Source organism: Paenibacillus timonensis (assembly GCF_022427145.1).
Taxonomy (GTDB): Bacteria; Bacillota; Bacilli; order Paenibacillales; family Paenibacillaceae; genus Fontibacillus; species Fontibacillus timonensis.
In genome coordinates this window covers 45,582-61,765 of the sequence record NZ_JAKSXN010000012.1, presented here as the reverse complement: position 1 = coordinate 61,765, position 16,184 = coordinate 45,582, and the positions used below count along the sequence as shown (strand labels likewise).

The 16,184-nt window shown below is 57.1% G+C and carries 18 protein-coding genes; 14 read left to right on the top strand and 4 right to left on the bottom strand.

What is annotated here, in order from left to right; genetic code table 11:
- The first annotated feature begins 136 nt into the window (after positions 1–136).
- From nadE to MJ257_RS06635, 5 genes are all read left to right on the top strand, one after another.
- On the top strand, positions 137–946 hold the full coding sequence (gene nadE, locus MJ257_RS06655) for an NAD(+) synthase (protein ID WP_240268482.1): 810 nt from the start codon (positions 137–139) through the stop codon (positions 944–946).
- Between the two features lie 348 nt (positions 947–1,294).
- Positions 1,295–1,930: a Yip1 family protein gene (locus tag MJ257_RS06650; RefSeq protein WP_240268481.1), complete on the top strand. Its 636-nt coding sequence runs from the start codon at positions 1,295–1,297 to the stop codon at positions 1,928–1,930.
- 31 nt (positions 1,931–1,961) lie between these two features.
- Positions 1,962–3,029 (top strand): efflux RND transporter periplasmic adaptor subunit, encoded by a 1,068-nt coding sequence (locus MJ257_RS06645; RefSeq protein ID WP_240268480.1) that lies wholly within the window; start codon positions 1,962–1,964, stop codon positions 3,027–3,029.
- On the top strand, positions 3,026–3,715 hold the full coding sequence (locus tag MJ257_RS06640; RefSeq protein WP_240268479.1) for an ABC transporter ATP-binding protein: 690 nt from the start codon (positions 3,026–3,028) through the stop codon (positions 3,713–3,715). Before MJ257_RS06645 ends, MJ257_RS06640 begins: the two co-directional genes overlap by 4 nt.
- Positions 3,712–4,911, top strand: a complete 1,200-nt coding sequence (locus MJ257_RS06635) for an ABC transporter permease (protein ID WP_240268478.1) — start codon at positions 3,712–3,714, stop codon at positions 4,909–4,911. The genes MJ257_RS06640 and MJ257_RS06635 overlap by 4 nt, the downstream gene beginning before the upstream one ends.
- Before the next feature lie 93 nt (positions 4,912–5,004).
- Here MJ257_RS06635 and MJ257_RS06630 read toward each other — a convergent pair whose 3' ends face one another.
- Positions 5,005–5,910 carry an AraC family transcriptional regulator gene (locus tag MJ257_RS06630; protein ID WP_240268477.1) on the bottom strand — a complete coding sequence of 302 codons (906 nt, stop codon included), beginning with the start codon at positions 5,908–5,910 and terminating at the stop codon, positions 5,005–5,007.
- A gap of 321 nt (positions 5,911–6,231) precedes the next feature.
- Here MJ257_RS06630 and acpS point away from each other — a divergent pair, with 321 nt between their 5' ends.
- Positions 6,232–6,639 (top strand): holo-ACP synthase, encoded by a 408-nt coding sequence (gene acpS, locus MJ257_RS06625; protein ID WP_240268512.1) that lies wholly within the window; start codon positions 6,232–6,234, stop codon positions 6,637–6,639.
- A 12-nt stretch (positions 6,640–6,651) separates the two neighbouring features.
- Complete coding sequence (gene mutY / locus MJ257_RS06620; protein ID WP_240268476.1) at positions 6,652–7,881, top strand: A/G-specific adenine glycosylase; 1,230 nt, start codon at positions 6,652–6,654, stop codon at positions 7,879–7,881.
- A gap of 694 nt (positions 7,882–8,575) precedes the next feature.
- Here mutY and MJ257_RS06615 read toward each other — a convergent pair.
- Complete coding sequence (locus MJ257_RS06615; protein WP_178024149.1) at positions 8,576–8,788, bottom strand: hypothetical protein; 213 nt, start codon at positions 8,786–8,788, stop codon at positions 8,576–8,578.
- Positions 8,789–8,830: 42 nt separating this feature from the next.
- On the bottom strand, positions 8,831–9,445 hold the full coding sequence (locus tag MJ257_RS06610; protein ID WP_240268475.1) for a superoxide dismutase: 615 nt from the start codon (positions 9,443–9,445) through the stop codon (positions 8,831–8,833).
- 356 nt (positions 9,446–9,801) lie between these two features.
- Between MJ257_RS06610 and MJ257_RS06605 the strand changes: the two genes are divergently transcribed.
- The 7 genes from MJ257_RS06605 to folE all read left to right on the top strand — a co-directional run bounded on the left by MJ257_RS06605 (position 9,802) and on the right by folE (position 14,731).
- Positions 9,802–10,245 (top strand): GNAT family N-acetyltransferase, encoded by a 444-nt coding sequence (locus MJ257_RS06605; RefSeq protein ID WP_059042598.1) that lies wholly within the window; start codon positions 9,802–9,804, stop codon positions 10,243–10,245.
- A 115-nt stretch (positions 10,246–10,360) separates the two neighbouring features.
- On the top strand, positions 10,361–10,972 hold the full coding sequence (gene lepB / locus MJ257_RS06600) for a signal peptidase I (protein ID WP_372489749.1): 612 nt from the start codon (positions 10,361–10,363) through the stop codon (positions 10,970–10,972).
- A gap of 24 nt (positions 10,973–10,996) precedes the next feature.
- Positions 10,997–11,437 (top strand): ribonuclease HI, encoded by a 441-nt coding sequence (rnhA, locus tag MJ257_RS06595; RefSeq protein WP_240268473.1) that lies wholly within the window; start codon positions 10,997–10,999, stop codon positions 11,435–11,437.
- Positions 11,438–11,502: 65 nt separating this feature from the next.
- Positions 11,503–12,693, top strand: coding sequence for a tRNA epoxyqueuosine(34) reductase QueG (queG, locus tag MJ257_RS06590; RefSeq protein ID WP_240268472.1), 1,191 nt, complete (start codon positions 11,503–11,505; stop codon positions 12,691–12,693).
- Between the two features lie 26 nt (positions 12,694–12,719).
- Positions 12,720–13,754 carry an HD-GYP domain-containing protein gene (locus tag MJ257_RS06585; protein ID WP_240268471.1) on the top strand — a complete coding sequence of 345 codons (1,035 nt, stop codon included), beginning with the start codon at positions 12,720–12,722 and terminating at the stop codon, positions 13,752–13,754.
- 96 nt (positions 13,755–13,850) lie between these two features.
- Positions 13,851–14,093, top strand: a complete 243-nt coding sequence (locus tag MJ257_RS06580) for a YneF family protein (RefSeq protein ID WP_240268470.1) — start codon at positions 13,851–13,853, stop codon at positions 14,091–14,093.
- A 44-nt stretch (positions 14,094–14,137) separates the two neighbouring features.
- Positions 14,138–14,731, top strand: a complete 594-nt coding sequence (folE, locus tag MJ257_RS06575; RefSeq protein ID WP_059042610.1) for a GTP cyclohydrolase I FolE — start codon at positions 14,138–14,140, stop codon at positions 14,729–14,731.
- 26 nt (positions 14,732–14,757) lie between these two features.
- Here folE and MJ257_RS06570 read toward each other — a convergent pair whose 3' ends face one another.
- The gene (locus MJ257_RS06570) at positions 14,758–16,140 is read right to left on the bottom strand and encodes a Fe-Mn family superoxide dismutase (RefSeq protein ID WP_240268469.1); all 1,383 of its coding nucleotides are present in this window, start codon (positions 16,138–16,140) and stop codon (positions 14,758–14,760) included.
- Between the last annotated feature and the right edge of the window lie 44 nt (positions 16,141–16,184).

Below are 16,184 nucleotides of genomic sequence, written 5' to 3'. Positions count from 1 at the left end.
GCCGATCCTGGCGGCGGCCGAACCGCTAGCCGCTTTCGCCCCGCCATCCGGCTTGTCCGGATGGGCCGGGGCGTTTTTAGATTTGGGGAATGCTACTTACATAAGGTGTAATATTTTGGATGTGGAGGGATTAAGGATGAGTTTGCAGCAGGAAATCATTAATCGTTTGGGCGTAAAGCCCGTCATCGACGTGGACGAAGAGATTCGCCGTCGGGTCGACTTCTTGAAGGAGCATGTCAAAGCCGCGCGCACGACCGGCCTCTTGATCGCCATCAGCGGAGGAATTGACAGCGCCGTGGCGACCGGCCTATGCAAACGGGCAACGGACGAGCTCACGCAGGAAACCGGCCAGCCGTATATGACGCTGGGCGTATTCCAGCCCTACGGGAAGCAGGAGGACATCGATCACAGCTACGAGGTGGCCAAGGCGTTTGGTCTTGAGCATACAGCGGAGACGAACATTGAGGAAGCCGTGGACGAAATCGCCCTTGAAGTCGAGCACAGCTTGAAAAATATCGGGAAGTCCCGTCACCTGAGCCCGCAAGGCAAAGGCAACGTCAAGGCGCGGACGCGGATGGTCATGCAGTATGCGCTGGCTTTCGAGCTTAACCTGCTTGTCGTTGGCACCGACCATGCTTCCGAGGCGATCACCGGTTTTTACACCAAGTGGGGCGACGGAGCGGTTGACCTTACGCCGCTTAGCTCGCTGAACAAGCGTCAAGTTCGCCAGCTTGCCGCACGCCTCGGCGTGCCGCAAAGCGTGATCGACAAGGCGCCGACCGCCGGCCTGTGGGAAGGGCAAACGGACGAGAAGGAACTTGGGATCAGCTACGACGATAACAGCGATTATCTCGAAGGCAAGCCGATCGACCCGGCGGTTCAAGAGCGGCTGGAGTCGTTCTATCGGAAAACGGAGCATAAACGCAGCCCGATCCCGGGCATTTGATTCAAGGAGAACGCCGGCCGGAGAAGGCCGGTGACCGTCATCGGGCATGACCTACGCGAGCCCGGGCGATACGCCCGGGGGCTCGCGTTTTTTTATGCCGGTCGGGCTTGGACTTAAGTCCAGGAGAAATCCCGGACCCGGGCCAGTGGCGCCGGCGGGAGAAGGGGTTATAATGCAGGAAGACCTAACGAAGCTCTGACGAATGGGGAGTTCGCGAACCTGGGGGCGGACTTGTCCCTGAATCTCTTTGTCGCTTTGTCCGTATATATAACATGATCCATGTTATAGTCTTTATTTGGAAGTGGTATAGGATGAAGTTAAGTCTGGAGATTTGAGGGAGGGTTTCATTTGAAGAACGTATTTACGATTTTTATGGCGCCGGAGGAAACGTTCAAGCGGGTGCGGGAGAACAAAACCGCTTGGCTGTTTGCGCTAGCGGTGCTGGTGGTTGTATCCTTTGCCGTGGTCTACATGCAGATGCCGGCATTGGAGAAGGAATTTCACCGGCAGTTCCAAAACCAGCAGATCGATGCTTCGATGCAGGATACGTTTATGGCCACGGCGAAAACGTCCGCCTACGTCATGGGCATCGTTGCGCCGGTGATCATGTTGTTCGTGACAGGCCTGCTGCTGATGTTGTTGAATCTGGTGGTGCGCGGGGAAGGCAAATACATGCAGTTCGTATCCATCGCCGCATTTTCCTCTCTGCCGGGCCTTGTGGGCAGCTTGATCACGGGGATCCTGGTCATGACGATGGACGTGCAGTCGGCAACGGACATTTCGCTTAGCTTAGGGGCTTTTGTCTCCGATAAGTCCAGCCAGATGTATCGTTTATTGTCCTTGATCAATCCATTCTCCATTTGGAGCCTCGTTCTGTACATCATCGGCTCCTCGGTGATCATGAACCGGCCGCGCAAAAAGGTGGCGACCTGGATTATTGCAGCTTGGCTCGTGATTTCGCTGGGCTCGCTGCTGCTGAGCTGAAGTTCGCAATGATACATAAATAGGATAGGTGATGGACTTGTTCAAGAAAAAATGGTTTTGGGGCGCCCTCGTCGGGTTGGCCGTCATCGTGCTGGTGGTTGCCAATATGGTGGGGCTCAATCGGGCCGCCGAAGTGAAGACGGCCGAAGTGAAGATGGGGAAGATCGTCGAGCAGATCTTTACGAACGGCAAGCTGGAGCCGGGACAGACGACGTCGGTATACGCGCCGGCAAGCGGCGTGGTGGAAGCGGTGAAGGTGAAGCAGGGCGATGTGGTCAAGAAGGGGCAAGTGCTGCTGACGCTTGGCATGGAGCAGGTCCGGGAGCAGTTGGAGAAGGAACGGATTAATCTGCAATTGACCGAAGCGGAGCGGTTGGCGGCCAAGAAGCAGCATTTTGAGAGCTTCAAGCAGGCGCATAGCGAGAACCCGGACCAGGAGCCGAAGGAGCTGGACCTTACCTCCTATGATCTGCGCATTCGCTCCAGTCAACTGACGATAAAATCCCTGGAGAAGCAATTAGCGAACCAGCAGGTGGTGATCCCGGCGGATGGCGTTGTCACTTCGCTATCGGCGAACGCAGGCCAGATGCTTGCCGAAGGCGGCGAAATCGCCACGATTGCCGATGTGAGCCGTCTTAAAGTGACCGCATTTCTGAACGAGCTGGATGCGGGCAAGGCGTTGCCAGGGATGAAGGCCGTGGTGACGGGGGAAGCCTTCGCGGACAGTTATGACGGGACGATCTCTTATTTGGCTCCTACCGCAGGGCTGTCCGACCCGACCTCGAAAGATACGTCGGTGGAAATGGAGGTCAGCCTGGATCAAGTAGCGCCGGAGCTTCGGCCGGGTTATAACGTGACGGTGGAAATGGAGATTCCCGACAAGGAGCGGCTGCTCGTGCCGATCGACGCGGTTCAGTACGACGGTGAACAGGCCTATGTCTTCAAGGTTCAGGACGGGGCTGCCGTCAAGACGCTTGTCACGACGGGGAAGGAAAGCGAAGACCAAATCGAGCTGGTCACGGGGGCAGCCGCAGGCGACCTCGTCGTGGTGCAAGGCGGCGACAAACTGCAGGACGGCGCTAAGGTGAAAGTGAAATGATTACGCTAACGGGCATCACCAAAATTTACAAAAACGGCCCCCTCGAGGTTCAGGCTTTGATGCCGCTTGACCTGCAAATCGAAAAAGGCGAGTTCGTGGCTATCATGGGCTCGTCAGGTTCAGGCAAATCGACGTTGATGAACATTATCGGCTGCCTGGATGTCCCCACCTCCGGCAGCTATGAACTGGACGGGGACCCGGTTCAGTCCCTGAACGAGGATGAGCTGTCCAAGGTGCGCAACCGCAAAATCGGCTTCGTCTTCCAAAGCTTTAACCTGCTGGGACGCCAAACCGTCCTGCAAAACGTCACGCTGCCGATGATGTATGCCGGGATCTCCCGGGAAAAGCGCAATGAACGGGCGCTTGAGCTGCTTGGAAGGGTTGGGCTGGCCGAACGGGTCAAGCATCGCCCGAACGAGCTCTCCGGCGGTCAGAAGCAGCGGGTGGCGATCGCCCGGGCGCTGACGATGAACGCGCCGATCCTGCTGGCCGATGAGCCGACCGGGAACCTGGATACGAAATCGTCCCATGAAATCATGGCGCTGTTCAAACAAATCCATGCCGAAGGCACGACGATCGTGCTCGTCACCCACGAGCCGGATATCGCCGAGCATGCCGACCGGATCATTACGTTTGGGGACGGCCGGATCCTGAGCGACAAGCGTAAAGGAAGTGTGAGCCTATGAGCATTTGGGAGAGCATCCTTGTCGCCCTGGACAATCTCCGAATGAACAAGCTGCGTTCCTTCCTGACGATGATCGGCATCGTCTTCGGCGTCGCCGCGGTGGTCACGGTCGTGTCGATCGGGCAGGCCGGGCAAAGCTCGATCATGTCCGAAATGTCGAATTATGAGGACGGATATTTTCTGATTTATCCGAACTATAACAACGGAGATCCCGATGACAATGTCTATTTCCGGCAGCGGGAATTGGCAGAAATTCGTAAGTTGCCGGGGGTCCGTTACGTTTCGGCGTCGTCAACCTACGGCATGACCGGCAAACTCAAGAAGGAAAACTTGCAGTTCAGCATTACCGGAACGACGGCGGAATCGCCCAAGATGCAAAAAATCGATATCGTGGCAGGCCGGTTCTTTAACTCGCAAGAGGAGCGGGCACGTCAGAAGACCATTGTGGTCGAAGCCAAGTATGCGGATAAGGCGTTTGGGTCTCCGCAAGGAGCGATCGGGCGGAAAATCCAGCTCTCCGGTGGAATGTTCCGGATCGTCGGGGTGTACAAGGTGCAGGAGAGCCTCATGAGCGGCATGGGCGGGGAACGTTATTCCGCCTATGCGCCGATCACCGCCATGCCAACGGACGGGGAGGGGCCAAGCGATCGCTTAAGTTCGATCGAGGTTCTGCCCAGAACGCCGGAGAGAATGGACGAGACGGTGGAGACGATCAAATCCTGGCTGGCGGATCGGAAGAACGTGAGCAAGGATGCTTATGTCTCGGAATCGGCGAAGGATGCCGAGCAGATGATCAAAAGCACGTTCTCCATCCTGCAGACGATCATCGGCTCCATCGCCGGGATTTCCCTGCTCGTCGGCGGGATTGGGGTCATGAACATCATGCTGGTCTCCGTGACGGAGAGAACCCGGGAAATCGGGATCCGCAAGGCGATCGGCGCGACTCCGGGGACGATCATGCTCCAGTTCATGATTGAAGCGGTGATTCTCTCGTTCATCGGGGGAACGCTTGGCGCGCTACTGGGTTTATTGGCCGCCTGGGTGTTCGCTTTGATTTCCGGATGGCCGTTCGTCGTCTCGATTTGGGCCATTTTGCTGGCCTTCGGCTTTTCGGCCGCGGTGGGTATTTTCTTCGGCTTGTATCCGGCGAACAAAGCCTCCAAGCTGCACCCGATCGAATCGCTGCGTTACGAGTAATGCCTTATTGATAACCTCAAACAACCCGGTCCTCCGTTTGGAGGAGCCGGGTTGTTTTTGTGCGGGCAGTTGGGCCTGACGGAGAAGCCGAGATTAGGCTTTCGCGCCGGTCGGTTGAACCGGAATGTAAATGTCGATCTGTTTGCCTTCCTTCGGCCAACAACGTTCATCGTACCATTCGAAATCGGGCGCAGCTACTTGTTCGTATCCGGATGACGGGAACCAGTTGGTGAAGATCTCGTCCCAGGTTTGCTGGATAGACGAGGTGAAGTCCGCCTCGCCGGCCGGCGGAGTGGTGAAGATGGCATAGGTTGCCGGCGGGATGCGATATTCGGTCAGGCCCTCCTGGACTTCGGCCGCTTCGTCGACTTCAAAGCCGATGATATAACGGAACGTGCCGTCTTCTTCGAGGGTGGTGCAGACGCCGAGTTCAACGTTCGGATGAAGTTTGCCGGGAACGCGCGAGCTCCATTGCTCGCGCATGTATTTTTGCCAGAAAGCCGGGATTTCCTTGTGATTCTCTCCGTCCACCGTGGTCGTTTTCAGCGAGAACCCCAAGATACGCATGGATGGAACTTGTTCGATACGGTATTGCATGTCGTAATCTCCCCAATCGTAAGAAATTTGGGCAACGAAGTCTCGAAGCGGATTCGCTTTGGGCACAAGGTAAGGAGGGCAGCCGCGGCGGCGGCATTCCGTCGGCAGAATCCCGTACATTTTCCGGAAGGCCCGGGTAAAAGCCTCATGGGAGCTGAAACCGCAGCGCAGCGCGATGTCGAGTACCTTCTGGTCGGAATGAGCCAGGAGCTCGGCCGCTTGAGACAATCTTCGCTTCCGGATGTAGGACGTCATCGTGTCTCCGACGAAATACAGGAACGTACGGTGAAAATGGTATTCGGAGTAAAACATCGCTTTGGCCACCTCAGCCAACGTGAGCTCCTCGCCCAGCCGTTCTTCGATATAATCGATGCTTTGTTGAATGGTGTTGATTTGATTCATAACTTCCTCCAGACCGGTCTATGGCTTCAGTATAGCGGACCGACGAATGGGCTTCTTGATCATTCTTGCGGTTGGGGAGAACTGGATGGATAGATTCAGTATAGCATAGGCGGGAAGAAGGCCTGTCCGGCATCGCCAGGGTCAGGTATAGGGTCAAGCTAGATTCAGGCTGGGGTCAGCCGGCCGACGCCCATCAAGACTCGCGCGGTCGCGGGTTCCCTGTTACAATGGGGGGAGCGGCCGTTTCCCGGGCTTGGTTCGGGACGGGACGCAAGGAAAGAACATAGTAGAATGAGAGAACGAAGGAAGAAGGGCTGCCTGTTGATTTTCGGAATCGGACATGACATCGTCGAAATCCAGCGGATGGAGCGCTTGTTGAACAAGTCGATCGGCGAACGGTTTCGGCGGCGGATCTTGACTGCGGCGGAGCTGGAATTGCCCGGACAATCGGCGCGTCCTGCGGAGTTTCTGTCGGGGCGGTTTGCGGCCAAGGAAGCGGTCAGCAAGGCGTTTGGCTGCGGCATCGGCCAGGTGCTCAGCTTTACCGACATGGAGATCTTGCCCGATGTAAACGGGAAACCGTCGGTTACTTTAACGCCGGAAGCTTGGGAACGCCTCGGGCTCGCTGCCGCCGGTCGTCCGGAGGGCGGCGGATATGCCATACATCTTAGCATTACGCATGAGCGGCAGCTGGCTTCGGCCTTTGCCGTGGTGGAACGCGTGGAATAGAAGGAGAGCAGCATGCGGGGAAACAGGGAAACACGGATATTTTTCAGCACGGAGCTGCTCGGTTGGTATGAGCGGTCCAAGCGGGACCTGCCTTGGCGCAGGCACCGCGATCCTTATTATATTTGGGTGTCGGAGATTATGCTGCAGCAGACGCGCGTGGATACGGTCATCCCTTATTTTCAGCGGTTTATCGAGCGCTTCCCGACGATTCGGGATTTGGCGGAAGCGCCGGAAGAAGACGTGCTGAAATGCTGGGAAGGGCTTGGCTATTATTCGCGGGCCCGCAATCTGCAGGCGGCGGCCCGGCAGGTAATGGAGCGGCACGGCGGGACCGTGCCGGATAACAAGGCGGAAGTATCCGCCTTGAAGGGAGTGGGCCCGTATACGACCGGGGCGATCCTGAGCATCGCTTTTAACCGCCCGGAGCCGGCGGTGGACGGCAACGTCATGCGGGTGCTGTCGCGTTACTTCCTGATCGAGGAAGATGTCGCGAAGGTCGGGACGCGCACTCTCATGGAGGAATTGGCCGCGGAGCTGATCCCGGAAGGGCGGGCCTCCGATTTTAATCAGGCGCTGATGGAGCTGGGCGCGCTGGTCTGCACGCCCAAGTCGCCGCAATGCCTGATCTGTCCGGTGATGGCCCGCTGCGCCGGCCGGCTCGAAGGCGCCGAGGAGCGCCTGCCGGTCAAGAGCAAGGCGAAGCCGCCGCGGCCGGAGTACCGGCTTGCCGCCCTCGTCGAAGGCGGCGGGGCGCTGGCCGGCCGCGTGCTCGTGCGCCGGCGGCCGGACACGGGGCTGCTCGCACGGATGTGGGAGCTGCCCCACATCCCCGCCGACGCCGTGCCGGGCGAAGGCGCCGGCCTCCCCGACGGCCCGGCGATGGACCGGCTGGCGGCGGCGCTGGCCGCCGCCGGGGTGCCCGCCCGGCCGGGCGGGGCGCTGCTGAACGCGGAGCACACGTTCAGCCATATCCATTGGAATCTCCGCGTGTTCCGCTTTGACGCGGAGATTCCAATGCAGGCAGCCGGCGGCGGCGTGAGCCCCGCGGCCGTGGCCGAAACCGCCGCGGCGTATGACGCGGCGGGCGGCGCAGCCGACTCGGCGGCCCGGCTTCCAGCCAACGCCGGGCCTGCCGCCGACGACACAGCCGCCGAGTACCGGTGGATCACTCGGGAAGACATGGACAACCTGGCGTTCCCGAACGTGTTCCTGCGCATTCTGAACGGGTACTTTGGCTCGTAATGGCCGAAGCCGGCAGGGAGCGAGACGGCACGCGAGAACTGGAAGCCAGGGAAGCCGAGGAGTATAGCATAGGCGGTTCAACGGCGGCTGGGGTGGGAAACACGGTGGAGGATCTGGTGAGTGATTTGGTGATCCGATGATCCAATGATTCGGTGATCCGGTGGATCGTGATGTGAAGCACGGTCGTAGAACGTTGATGTGGAGCGCTAAACGGGTCTGGGACAGTACTCAGTAACAAGGGCGAGGGACCAATTAGTGGTTAGAGGTTAATGGTTAGAGGTTAGAGGTAAATGGCAACAGGATTGCGTGACTGGTGCGTTAGAAACATAGCGTTAAAATGTCACCTTATTCCGCCCACTTTCAAGGTTTACCCAATTTATTGCGCGCCCCAGTAGAACCATAGCGGTAAATCTTACCGCTATTTTCACCTAAGTCCCGCACTACGAGCGAAATAGCGGTAAAAAGTGGCCTTATTGGGGGCATTTCCGCCTTATAAGACGCGAAACCGGCTAAATAAGGCCAACATTTACCGCTATTTACGGCGAAGCACCTTCCCGGAGCGAAATAGCGGTACTTTATACCGCTATCTGGCCTCACCGTGCCGCGCCCGGCCTCCCAGGCCATTCAGCGGCAGCAGCACAACATAAAAAAGGGAAGGCGCCACCCAGCGCCTTCCCTTTTTTATTGCCTTTGATTACATCATGCGGTTCTCCACGGATTTCATGTGGTTTTGCGTATCGGGTTCGCGGTGCTCCTCGTCAGAGACTTTGCCGAGATCGGCCGTTGCTCCGCCGCCGGTCACGCTGTGGGCGAAATTCGTGAACTGCTGCTTATGCGCGTCCTCGGCGTGTTTGGCTTCCAGAAGTTTCTCCGGATCATTGGTCAACTTGCGTTTTTTCGGTGCCATAACCTTATGCCTCCTCTTAGGTGAATAGAATGGTAGCTTAGCTTATTTTGTTGCAGCTTCGTATAGGCGGTTCACTTCGTCCCAGTTGACGATGTTCCAGAACGCCGCGATGTAATCCGGCCGTTTGTTTTGATATTTCAAATAATACGCATGTTCCCACACGTCAAGGCCGAGGATCGGCGTCAAGCCTTCGGAGAGCGGGTTGTCCTGGTTCGGCGTGCTGGTGACGGCGAGCTTGCCGTCCTTCCCGACGACCAGCCAGGCCCAGCCGCTTCCAAACCGGGTTGTCGCCGCTTTGGTGAAATCCTCCTTGAATTTATCGAAGCCGCCAAGGTCGCTGTCGATGGCAGAAGCTACGGCGCCGGTTGGCGCGCCTCCGCCGCCGGGGCCGATGACCTTCCAGAACAAGCTGTGGTTGGCATGGCCGCCGCCGTTGTTGCGCACGGCCGTACGGATGCCCTCCGGAACGGCATCCAGATTGGAGATCAGCTCCTCCACGCTTTTGTTCTGCAGATCCGGCGCACTTTCCAGAGCTGCGTTCAAGTTCGTTACGTAGGTGTTGTGGTGCCGGTCATGGTGGATATTCATCGTTTGTTCATCGATATGAGGTTCCAACGCGTTTGCCGGATAAGGCAACGCAGGCAATTCGTGAGCCATGGTCGATCTTACCTCCCGTTTAAATTGGATCAAACCTCGTTATCCGAGCGTAAAAGAAAGCAGAAACACCCCCGCCTCTTAACATCCGCATAACAATCCTATTATTGGTAATGCATAAAAATATATGCATAACTGTGAGCCGAATAAGGACGTTTTGCGAAAGTTCATAATTGTAAACGCTTAATATAAAGCGCTTTCAGAAGAAAAATGATGTATTTGGGAGATATCTATGGTTTAATGGACAAGGAAAGAGTTTTTTCTCGTTTTTTGTCTGGAATCAAATATTCGGTTGATGTAAAACGGGGGGGTCTTTTTTACATCGGCCTATCTTGCGTGAAGAAAAGGGAGATCATAGCATGCTTATTCGTTCCTTTCAGTTGAGTGATGTAAATCAAGTGATGGAGCTATTGCAGGTAGCCTTATCGGAAGATTGCTACGAAGACACCAAATGCGCGTTTGCCAGACAACTTTCCTGGGATTCCGAACTGATTATGGTTGCGGAAGTCGAGGAAGAGATCAAAGGGGTATTGATCGGCACGATCGATCAGAATACGGGATGCATCTACCGCATGGCCGTACACCCTGAGTACCGTCGGCGCGGCGTTGGCCGCAGCCTCGTGTCCGCGATGGAACAACGGTTCCAGCAGCGGAATGTCCGCCGGATTATGGTCGCCGGAGATGAACACAATAAAGCGATCATGCCGCTGTACGAAGCAATGGGCTATGGAGCCAGCAAGTTCTTGGAGGCATTCCAGAAGCTTGGCATCGCAGCAGCCCGGACGCTGACAGGTTCTAATTGATGAAACTTTCCAAAGCAAATTTGGGAAATGTTGAAGCATATCTTCCATCCATTGCAAATGGGTGAAGGATATGCTTTTCTATTATATAGATTGTTTAAATTTGATGAGGTGCAGGATGGGACCGGTCATGAATTCGGATAGCAAAGCAACGGCGGACCTCGAAAGCTCCGCCGGCAAGCCGCAAGCGGACAGCCCGCAAAGCCGGTGGGCTGAGGAGCTGTGGGAAATGCTGAAGACGATCGTCATCGCCTTCGTCATCATGCTGCTGCTGAACGTATTCGTCTTTAACTTATCGATGGTGAAGGGGCAATCGATGCAGCCCACCTTGGAAGAGCAGGAGCGGCTGTTCGTGGACAAGCTGGTGTACCGGTTGGGCCATCCGAAGCGCGGCGAAGTCGTCGTGCTGAAGGATCCCAGCGTGGATGCCGGCCGGAAGCCGTTTCTGGTCAAGAGGGTCGTGGCGGTCCCCGGGGATACGGTCGAGGTGCGGGACGGCGAGCTGTTCGTCAATGGGAAGCCGCAGGACGAGCCGTACACCGACTCGGCGATCGAGGACGGCGATATGGCCGAGGTCCGGCTCGGCGCCGAAGAGTATTTCGTGATGGGCGATAATCGCCACGCCGGACGCAGCAAAGACAGCCGCTATTTCGGCAGCGTGAAGGAGAAATGGATCGTGGGTCGCGCCGAATTCGTCTTTTGGCCGATCGCCAAGATCCGTGATTTATAAGCCGTTTTCTTGGGAGGATGAACAGTGAAGGAAGTGACGATTTATACGGACGGGGCTTGCTCCGGCAATCCCGGTCCAGGGGGATGGGGCGCGGTGCTGATGTTTAACGGGCATCGAAAGGACCTGTCCGGCGGCGAGAAAATGACAACGAACAACCGCATGGAAATTCAGGCGGTGATTTCGGCGCTCAGTCATTTGAAGGAACCCTGTCGGGTGAAGGTATACAGCGACTCCGCCTACGTGGTCAACTGCTTCCAGCAGAACTGGATCCGCGGGTGGCTCAAGAACGGTTGGAAGAACAGCAAGAACCAGCCCGTCGAGAACCGCGACCTTTGGGAAGAACTATGGCGGCTGATGGGCATCCATCAGGTGGAATACGTCAAGGTTAAAGGACATAGCGACAACGAGCTCAACAATCATTGCGACCTGTTGGCCCGGGAAGCGATCAAGCGTTTGTCTTCGTAAAAATACAGCAGGTTTGCCATCACATCAACATGAACGGCAACATGAACAGCAAGGAGGGGGAACATATGCCAATGACGGAAACCGGCTTTGCCCGTTTACCGGCCGGAGAAAGCCGCTGGGCGCAGTTGAAGCGGGAGATCCAGGAAGCGGCCGCGGAGCTAGGCATCGACGATATCGGTTTTGCCAGCGCCGACCCGTTTCTGTCGCTAAAGGCGATTCTCCAGGATCGGCGCGACAAAGGCTACGAATCCGGCTTTGAGGAGCCGGATCTCGATAAGCGGGTATACCCGGAGTTGTCGCTTGCCCAGCCGGCTTCGTTGATTTCGATCGCGGTGGCCTATCCGTCGAAGATGGAGAATCCTCCGAAGTCGGCGCCCGGCGAGCGGCGGGGCATCCTGGCCCGTTCCGCCTGGGGGCGGGACTACCATCAGGTGCTCCGCGAAGCGATGGAGAAGCTCGAGAGCTTTATCCGCGAACGCGTGCCCGAAGCGCGCATCGAAAGCATGGTCGATACCGGTGCCTTGGTGGATCGGGCCGTGGCGGAGCGCGCGGGGATCGGCTTCAAGGGCAAAAACTGCGCGATCATCTCCCCGAAATGGGGATCGTGGATTTACCTCGGCGAGCTGATCACGAACGTGCCGTTTCCTCCAGACACGCCGGTGGAGGAGGACTGCGGCGAATGCACCAAATGCATCGACGCGTGCCCGACGGGAGCGTTAGTTGGCCCCGGTGAATTGAACGCGCAGCGGTGCATTTCTTTTTTGACGCAAACCAAAGGATTTGTGGAAGAGGAATTCATGGTCAAGATCGGCAACCGTCTTTACGGATGCGATACGTGTCAGGTCGTCTGCCCGAAGAACAAAGGCAAGTCCTGGAACCACCGGCCGGAGCTGGCGCCCGATCCCGAGAAGGTCAAGCCGCTGTTGCTGCCGCTGCTGGACTTAAGCAATCGCGAGTTCAAGGAACGCTTTGGCGACAGCGCCGCAGCTTGGAGAGGCAAGAAACCGATCCAACGCAATGCGGTCATCGCGCTCGGCAACTTCAAAGATCCGGCTTCCGTGCCGAAATTAATAGATATACTGCTTCATGATCCACGGCCGGAGCTAAGGGGTACCGCAGCTTGGGCGCTAAGCCAAATCGGGGGCATGGAGGCCAGGGATGCGATCGGCCGGGCGCTTGACGCCGAGCAGGACGAAGAAGTACGGGTTCGGCTTCGGGCCGCCAAGGAGAAGCTGCTTGCTTCCATCGGGGACTGATATCCGGCAAGGGGGATAAACAATTTATGCGCTTCATCAGTATCGAGGATATCGAACCGGGACAATTTTTGGGCAAAACCGTGTATTCCGCCAACGGGACCGTGTTGCTGTCGGCAGGGGTCCAGCTCACGGTTTTCATGATCAATACGCTAAAGCGGATCGGCGTGACGATGTTATATATTAAGGATCCGGATTTCGAGGATATCGAAATCGAAGACGTGCTTAGCGAGTCGACCAAGCAGGCGGTGTTCCGGGAGATGTCCGAAACGCTGCAGGCGATCCGCTCCGGCAAGGACTGGAGCACGCGCAAAATCAACGCCAGCGTCGATTCCCTGCTGACCGACGTGCTGAACAACAAGGAAGTGCTGCTGCAGCTCACCGACATCCGGACGGCGGACAATGCCGCATATCTTCACGCGGTGAACGTCAGCCTGATTTCCTCGATGATCGGATTGAACTTGGGTTTGGGGTATTCTCAGCTTAAGGATTTGGCGATCGGCGCTTTGCTGCACGATATCGGCAAGTCGCAGGAACTGCCGGAAGGAGCCCATGCGGAGGACCCCAAAAACCATCACACCTGGCGGGGATACGAGTTGCTGCGGCATAAACGCGAATTTAATCTGTTGATTGCCCATACGGCGCTGCAGCATCATGAGCGTCCGGACGGCAACGGCATGCCGCGGGGACTGGCGGGAGACGAAATTCATCTGTTCCCCCGCATCGTCGCGGTAGCCAATATGTACGATAATTTGATCAGCGGCGGAAGCAAGGACGGGCGGGTATTGCTGCCGCATGAGGCTTGCGAGCATATGATGGCCTGCTCGGAACAGGAGCTGGATCACGAGGTGTTGGTGGAGTTTACGCGCATCATCTCCGTATACCCGAACGGAACCTCGGTACGGCTTGGAACGAAAGAGACCGGCGTGGTCGTTAGACAGCACCGGGGCTTGCCGGGCCGGCCGGTCATTCGGATCGTGCGGGGCACCGGCGACGAGCTGGACGTCAACGAAGTGGACCTGGCAACGGAAACGACCTTGTTTATCGAGGCGGTTTTAGCCTGAATCCTTGAATCGCGTCAGGCTGGATGCTATGATATTTGGAGTGCGCCGGCCTTCAAAGCTGGGGCTGCACGATAATATTCCAGGGGTGGCTGAAACATGGATATCGTTATTCCAATCATTACTTTAATCGTCGGTCTGGTTGGCGGCTTTGCGATTGGGGTCTTTTACCTCCGCAGACAGCTCACGAAGATGCAGAACGACCCGCAGATGCTGCAGAAGATGGCGAAGCAAATGGGGTATAACCTGAACAGCAAGCAGATGCAGCGCGCGCAGCAGATGATGAAGAACCAAGGCGGACAAGCGCCGGTAGCGGGACGTCCGACGAAGAAGAAAAAATAAAGTAACGTTTCGCCATACTTTATTGAAAGGAGGAGGCGCTTAAGATGGCTGGATTGAAAGATTACGTGAACAAGCAAGTAGGCGACAACCGGGAGCAAATCGAACATCATGTTCGGGAAATCCTGAAATTGATCGGGGAAGACGTAGAACGCGAAGGACTGCTCGAAACCCCGGCCCGGGTAACCCGGATGTACGAGGAGATTTTTGCCGGATATGAAGTGGATCCGCGGGACGTGCTGGGCGTGACCTTCGAGGAAAATCACGAGGAGCTGGTCATTGTCAAAGACATCGTCTACTATAGTCAATGCGAGCATCATATGGCGCCTTTCTTCGGCAAAGCCCATATTGGCTATATTCCAAGCGGCCGGATCGCCGGGCTTAGCAAGCTGGCCCGTCTGGTTGAAGCGGTAACTCGCCGCCTGCAGGTGCAGGAGCGGATCACCTCGCAGATTGCCGACATCATGGATGAGGTACTGCAGCCGAAAGGCGTGATGGTCGTCGTCGAAGGCGAGCATCTGTGCATGTGCGCCCGCGGCGTCAAGAAGCCGGGCAGCAAGACCGTAACCTCAGCCGTGCGCGGAAGCTTCCGGAAGGATGCGGCTGCTCGGGCGGAGTTTTTGTCCTTGTTAAAGGAATAGAGCATCAAAAGCCAAATGGCAGCCGTTTAAAACGGCTGCCATTTTAGTTTTTTTGCGGCCTCGTACCGCTTGGCTACGGCCGGCCAATAGACGACGTTCCACCAAGCTTTGATGTAGTCGGCGCGCACGTTTTGGTGCTTCAGGTAGTACGCGTGCTCCCATACGTCGAGCGGAAGCAGCGGGACGACGTCCCATTGCGACAGGTTCTGGTGTTTCTCCGCCGTGAGGATCTCCAGCCGGTGGGCACGCGGGCTCCACACAAGGATGGCCCAGCCGCCGCCTTCCACTTTCGCGGCCGCTTCGGAGAACTGCTTATGGAATGCGTCGTAGCTGCCGAAATCCCGTTTGATCTGCTCCAGCAGCTCGCCTTGCGGTTTGCCGCCGCCCTGCGGATTCATGACGTCCCAGAAAATCGTATGAAGATAATGCCCCGCGCCGTTAAAAGCCAGCTCTCGCTCCCAATGCTTCACTAAATCGAAGTTGCCGGATTTGCGGGCATCCTGCAGCTTCAACTCCGCTTTGTTCAAATCGTCGACGTACGTTTTATGGTGCTTGTCGTGGTGAATGCGCATCGTCTGCTCATCGATGTGGGGCTCCAGTGCATTATACGGGTAAGGCAGGGGAGGAAGCGTATGTCCGCCGATCGGAACGGGGCGTTCCGGCACGCGGGCTGCCGCAGCTGCGGCGTTATCGTCAGCGGCCGGCTCCTGACGAAGGTGGGCTTCTTCCAGCGAGGATTCCGGCTCGGGTTCCGTGGTGCCGTTCGCCTCGGACGGTTCTTCTCGGTTTAACGCGGCGGAGACGGTGGTGGCGGTTGGTGCCGTCAAGTGTGGTTGCTCCGCCTCAATGGCCGAAAGTTCCTCCGCGTCTCCCTCCTTGGCCGGGATGGCGTGTTCTTGTTCCCGGTAAGGCGGCTGCGCTCCGGCGCTCGCGTGATACGGATCGGGATACGGCGGCGTCCCGGCCATGCTGCCGGCGATTTGCCCCGGCCGGTTCAGCCGCTCGAGCACCTCAAGGAAATACGCCGATTCGCGAATGATATGCAGCAGCACAACCGGGGCTAGCGGCACCGATTTAACGGCTGCGCTATGCTTCAGCATGAACTCAAGGTGGCGGATGAATTCCCGCGATTGCTGAAACGACGCTTGAAGCAGCCGTTCTGTCTGATGAATGACCTCCGGGCTCGAGGTGGCGTGAGGGGTAGCCAAAGCGTGCTGCAGCAGCTTGTCAGCGGCAGCCTCCGTCCCCGCAAAAATCGGCTTCCATTCCTCCAGCAGCCGAACGTAATCGGCCTCCAGACCCGGAACGATCGCCTGAATCACCTCCGTATGCTCCGCCTCCTGCTGCTTCCAGAACCGGATTTCCTCCAAAATGCGCACAGGCAAAAAAGGCCCGTAAACGAACAACATTGGCCTACCTCCTCAGGGATAAGAAATACATTACTACTAACATA

What these genes read in the sequence shown, in the direction of transcription:
- nadE (WP_240268482.1), top strand. Translation starts at nt 137, where the DNA reads ATGAGTTTGCAGCAGGAAATCATTAATCGTTTGGGCGTAAAGCCCGTC.
- MJ257_RS06645 (WP_240268480.1), top strand. Translation starts at nt 1,962, where the DNA reads ATGGACTTGTTCAAGAAAAAATGGTTTTGGGGCGCCCTCGTCGGGTTG.
- MJ257_RS06640 (WP_240268479.1), top strand. Translation starts at nt 3,026, where the DNA reads ATGATTACGCTAACGGGCATCACCAAAATTTACAAAAACGGCCCCCTC.
- MJ257_RS06635 (WP_240268478.1), top strand. Translation starts at nt 3,712, where the DNA reads ATGAGCATTTGGGAGAGCATCCTTGTCGCCCTGGACAATCTCCGAATG.
- MJ257_RS06630 (WP_240268477.1), bottom strand. Translation starts at nt 5,910, where the DNA reads ATGAATCAAATCAACACCATTCAACAAAGCATCGATTATATCGAAGAA.
- mutY (WP_240268476.1), top strand. Translation starts at nt 6,652, where the DNA reads ATGCGGGGAAACAGGGAAACACGGATATTTTTCAGCACGGAGCTGCTC.
- MJ257_RS06615 (WP_178024149.1), bottom strand. Translation starts at nt 8,788, where the DNA reads ATGGCACCGAAAAAACGCAAGTTGACCAATGATCCGGAGAAACTTCTG.
- MJ257_RS06610 (WP_240268475.1), bottom strand. Translation starts at nt 9,445, where the DNA reads ATGGCTCACGAATTGCCTGCGTTGCCTTATCCGGCAAACGCGTTGGAA.
- MJ257_RS06605 (WP_059042598.1), top strand. Translation starts at nt 9,802, where the DNA reads ATGCTTATTCGTTCCTTTCAGTTGAGTGATGTAAATCAAGTGATGGAG.
- lepB (WP_372489749.1), top strand. Translation starts at nt 10,361, where the DNA reads ATGGGACCGGTCATGAATTCGGATAGCAAAGCAACGGCGGACCTCGAA.
- queG (WP_240268472.1), top strand. Translation starts at nt 11,503, where the DNA reads ATGCCAATGACGGAAACCGGCTTTGCCCGTTTACCGGCCGGAGAAAGC.
- MJ257_RS06585 (WP_240268471.1), top strand. Translation starts at nt 12,720, where the DNA reads ATGCGCTTCATCAGTATCGAGGATATCGAACCGGGACAATTTTTGGGC.
- MJ257_RS06580 (WP_240268470.1), top strand. Translation starts at nt 13,851, where the DNA reads ATGGATATCGTTATTCCAATCATTACTTTAATCGTCGGTCTGGTTGGC.
- folE (WP_059042610.1), top strand. Translation starts at nt 14,138, where the DNA reads ATGGCTGGATTGAAAGATTACGTGAACAAGCAAGTAGGCGACAACCGG.
- MJ257_RS06570 (WP_240268469.1), bottom strand. Translation starts at nt 16,140, where the DNA reads ATGTTGTTCGTTTACGGGCCTTTTTTGCCTGTGCGCATTTTGGAGGAA.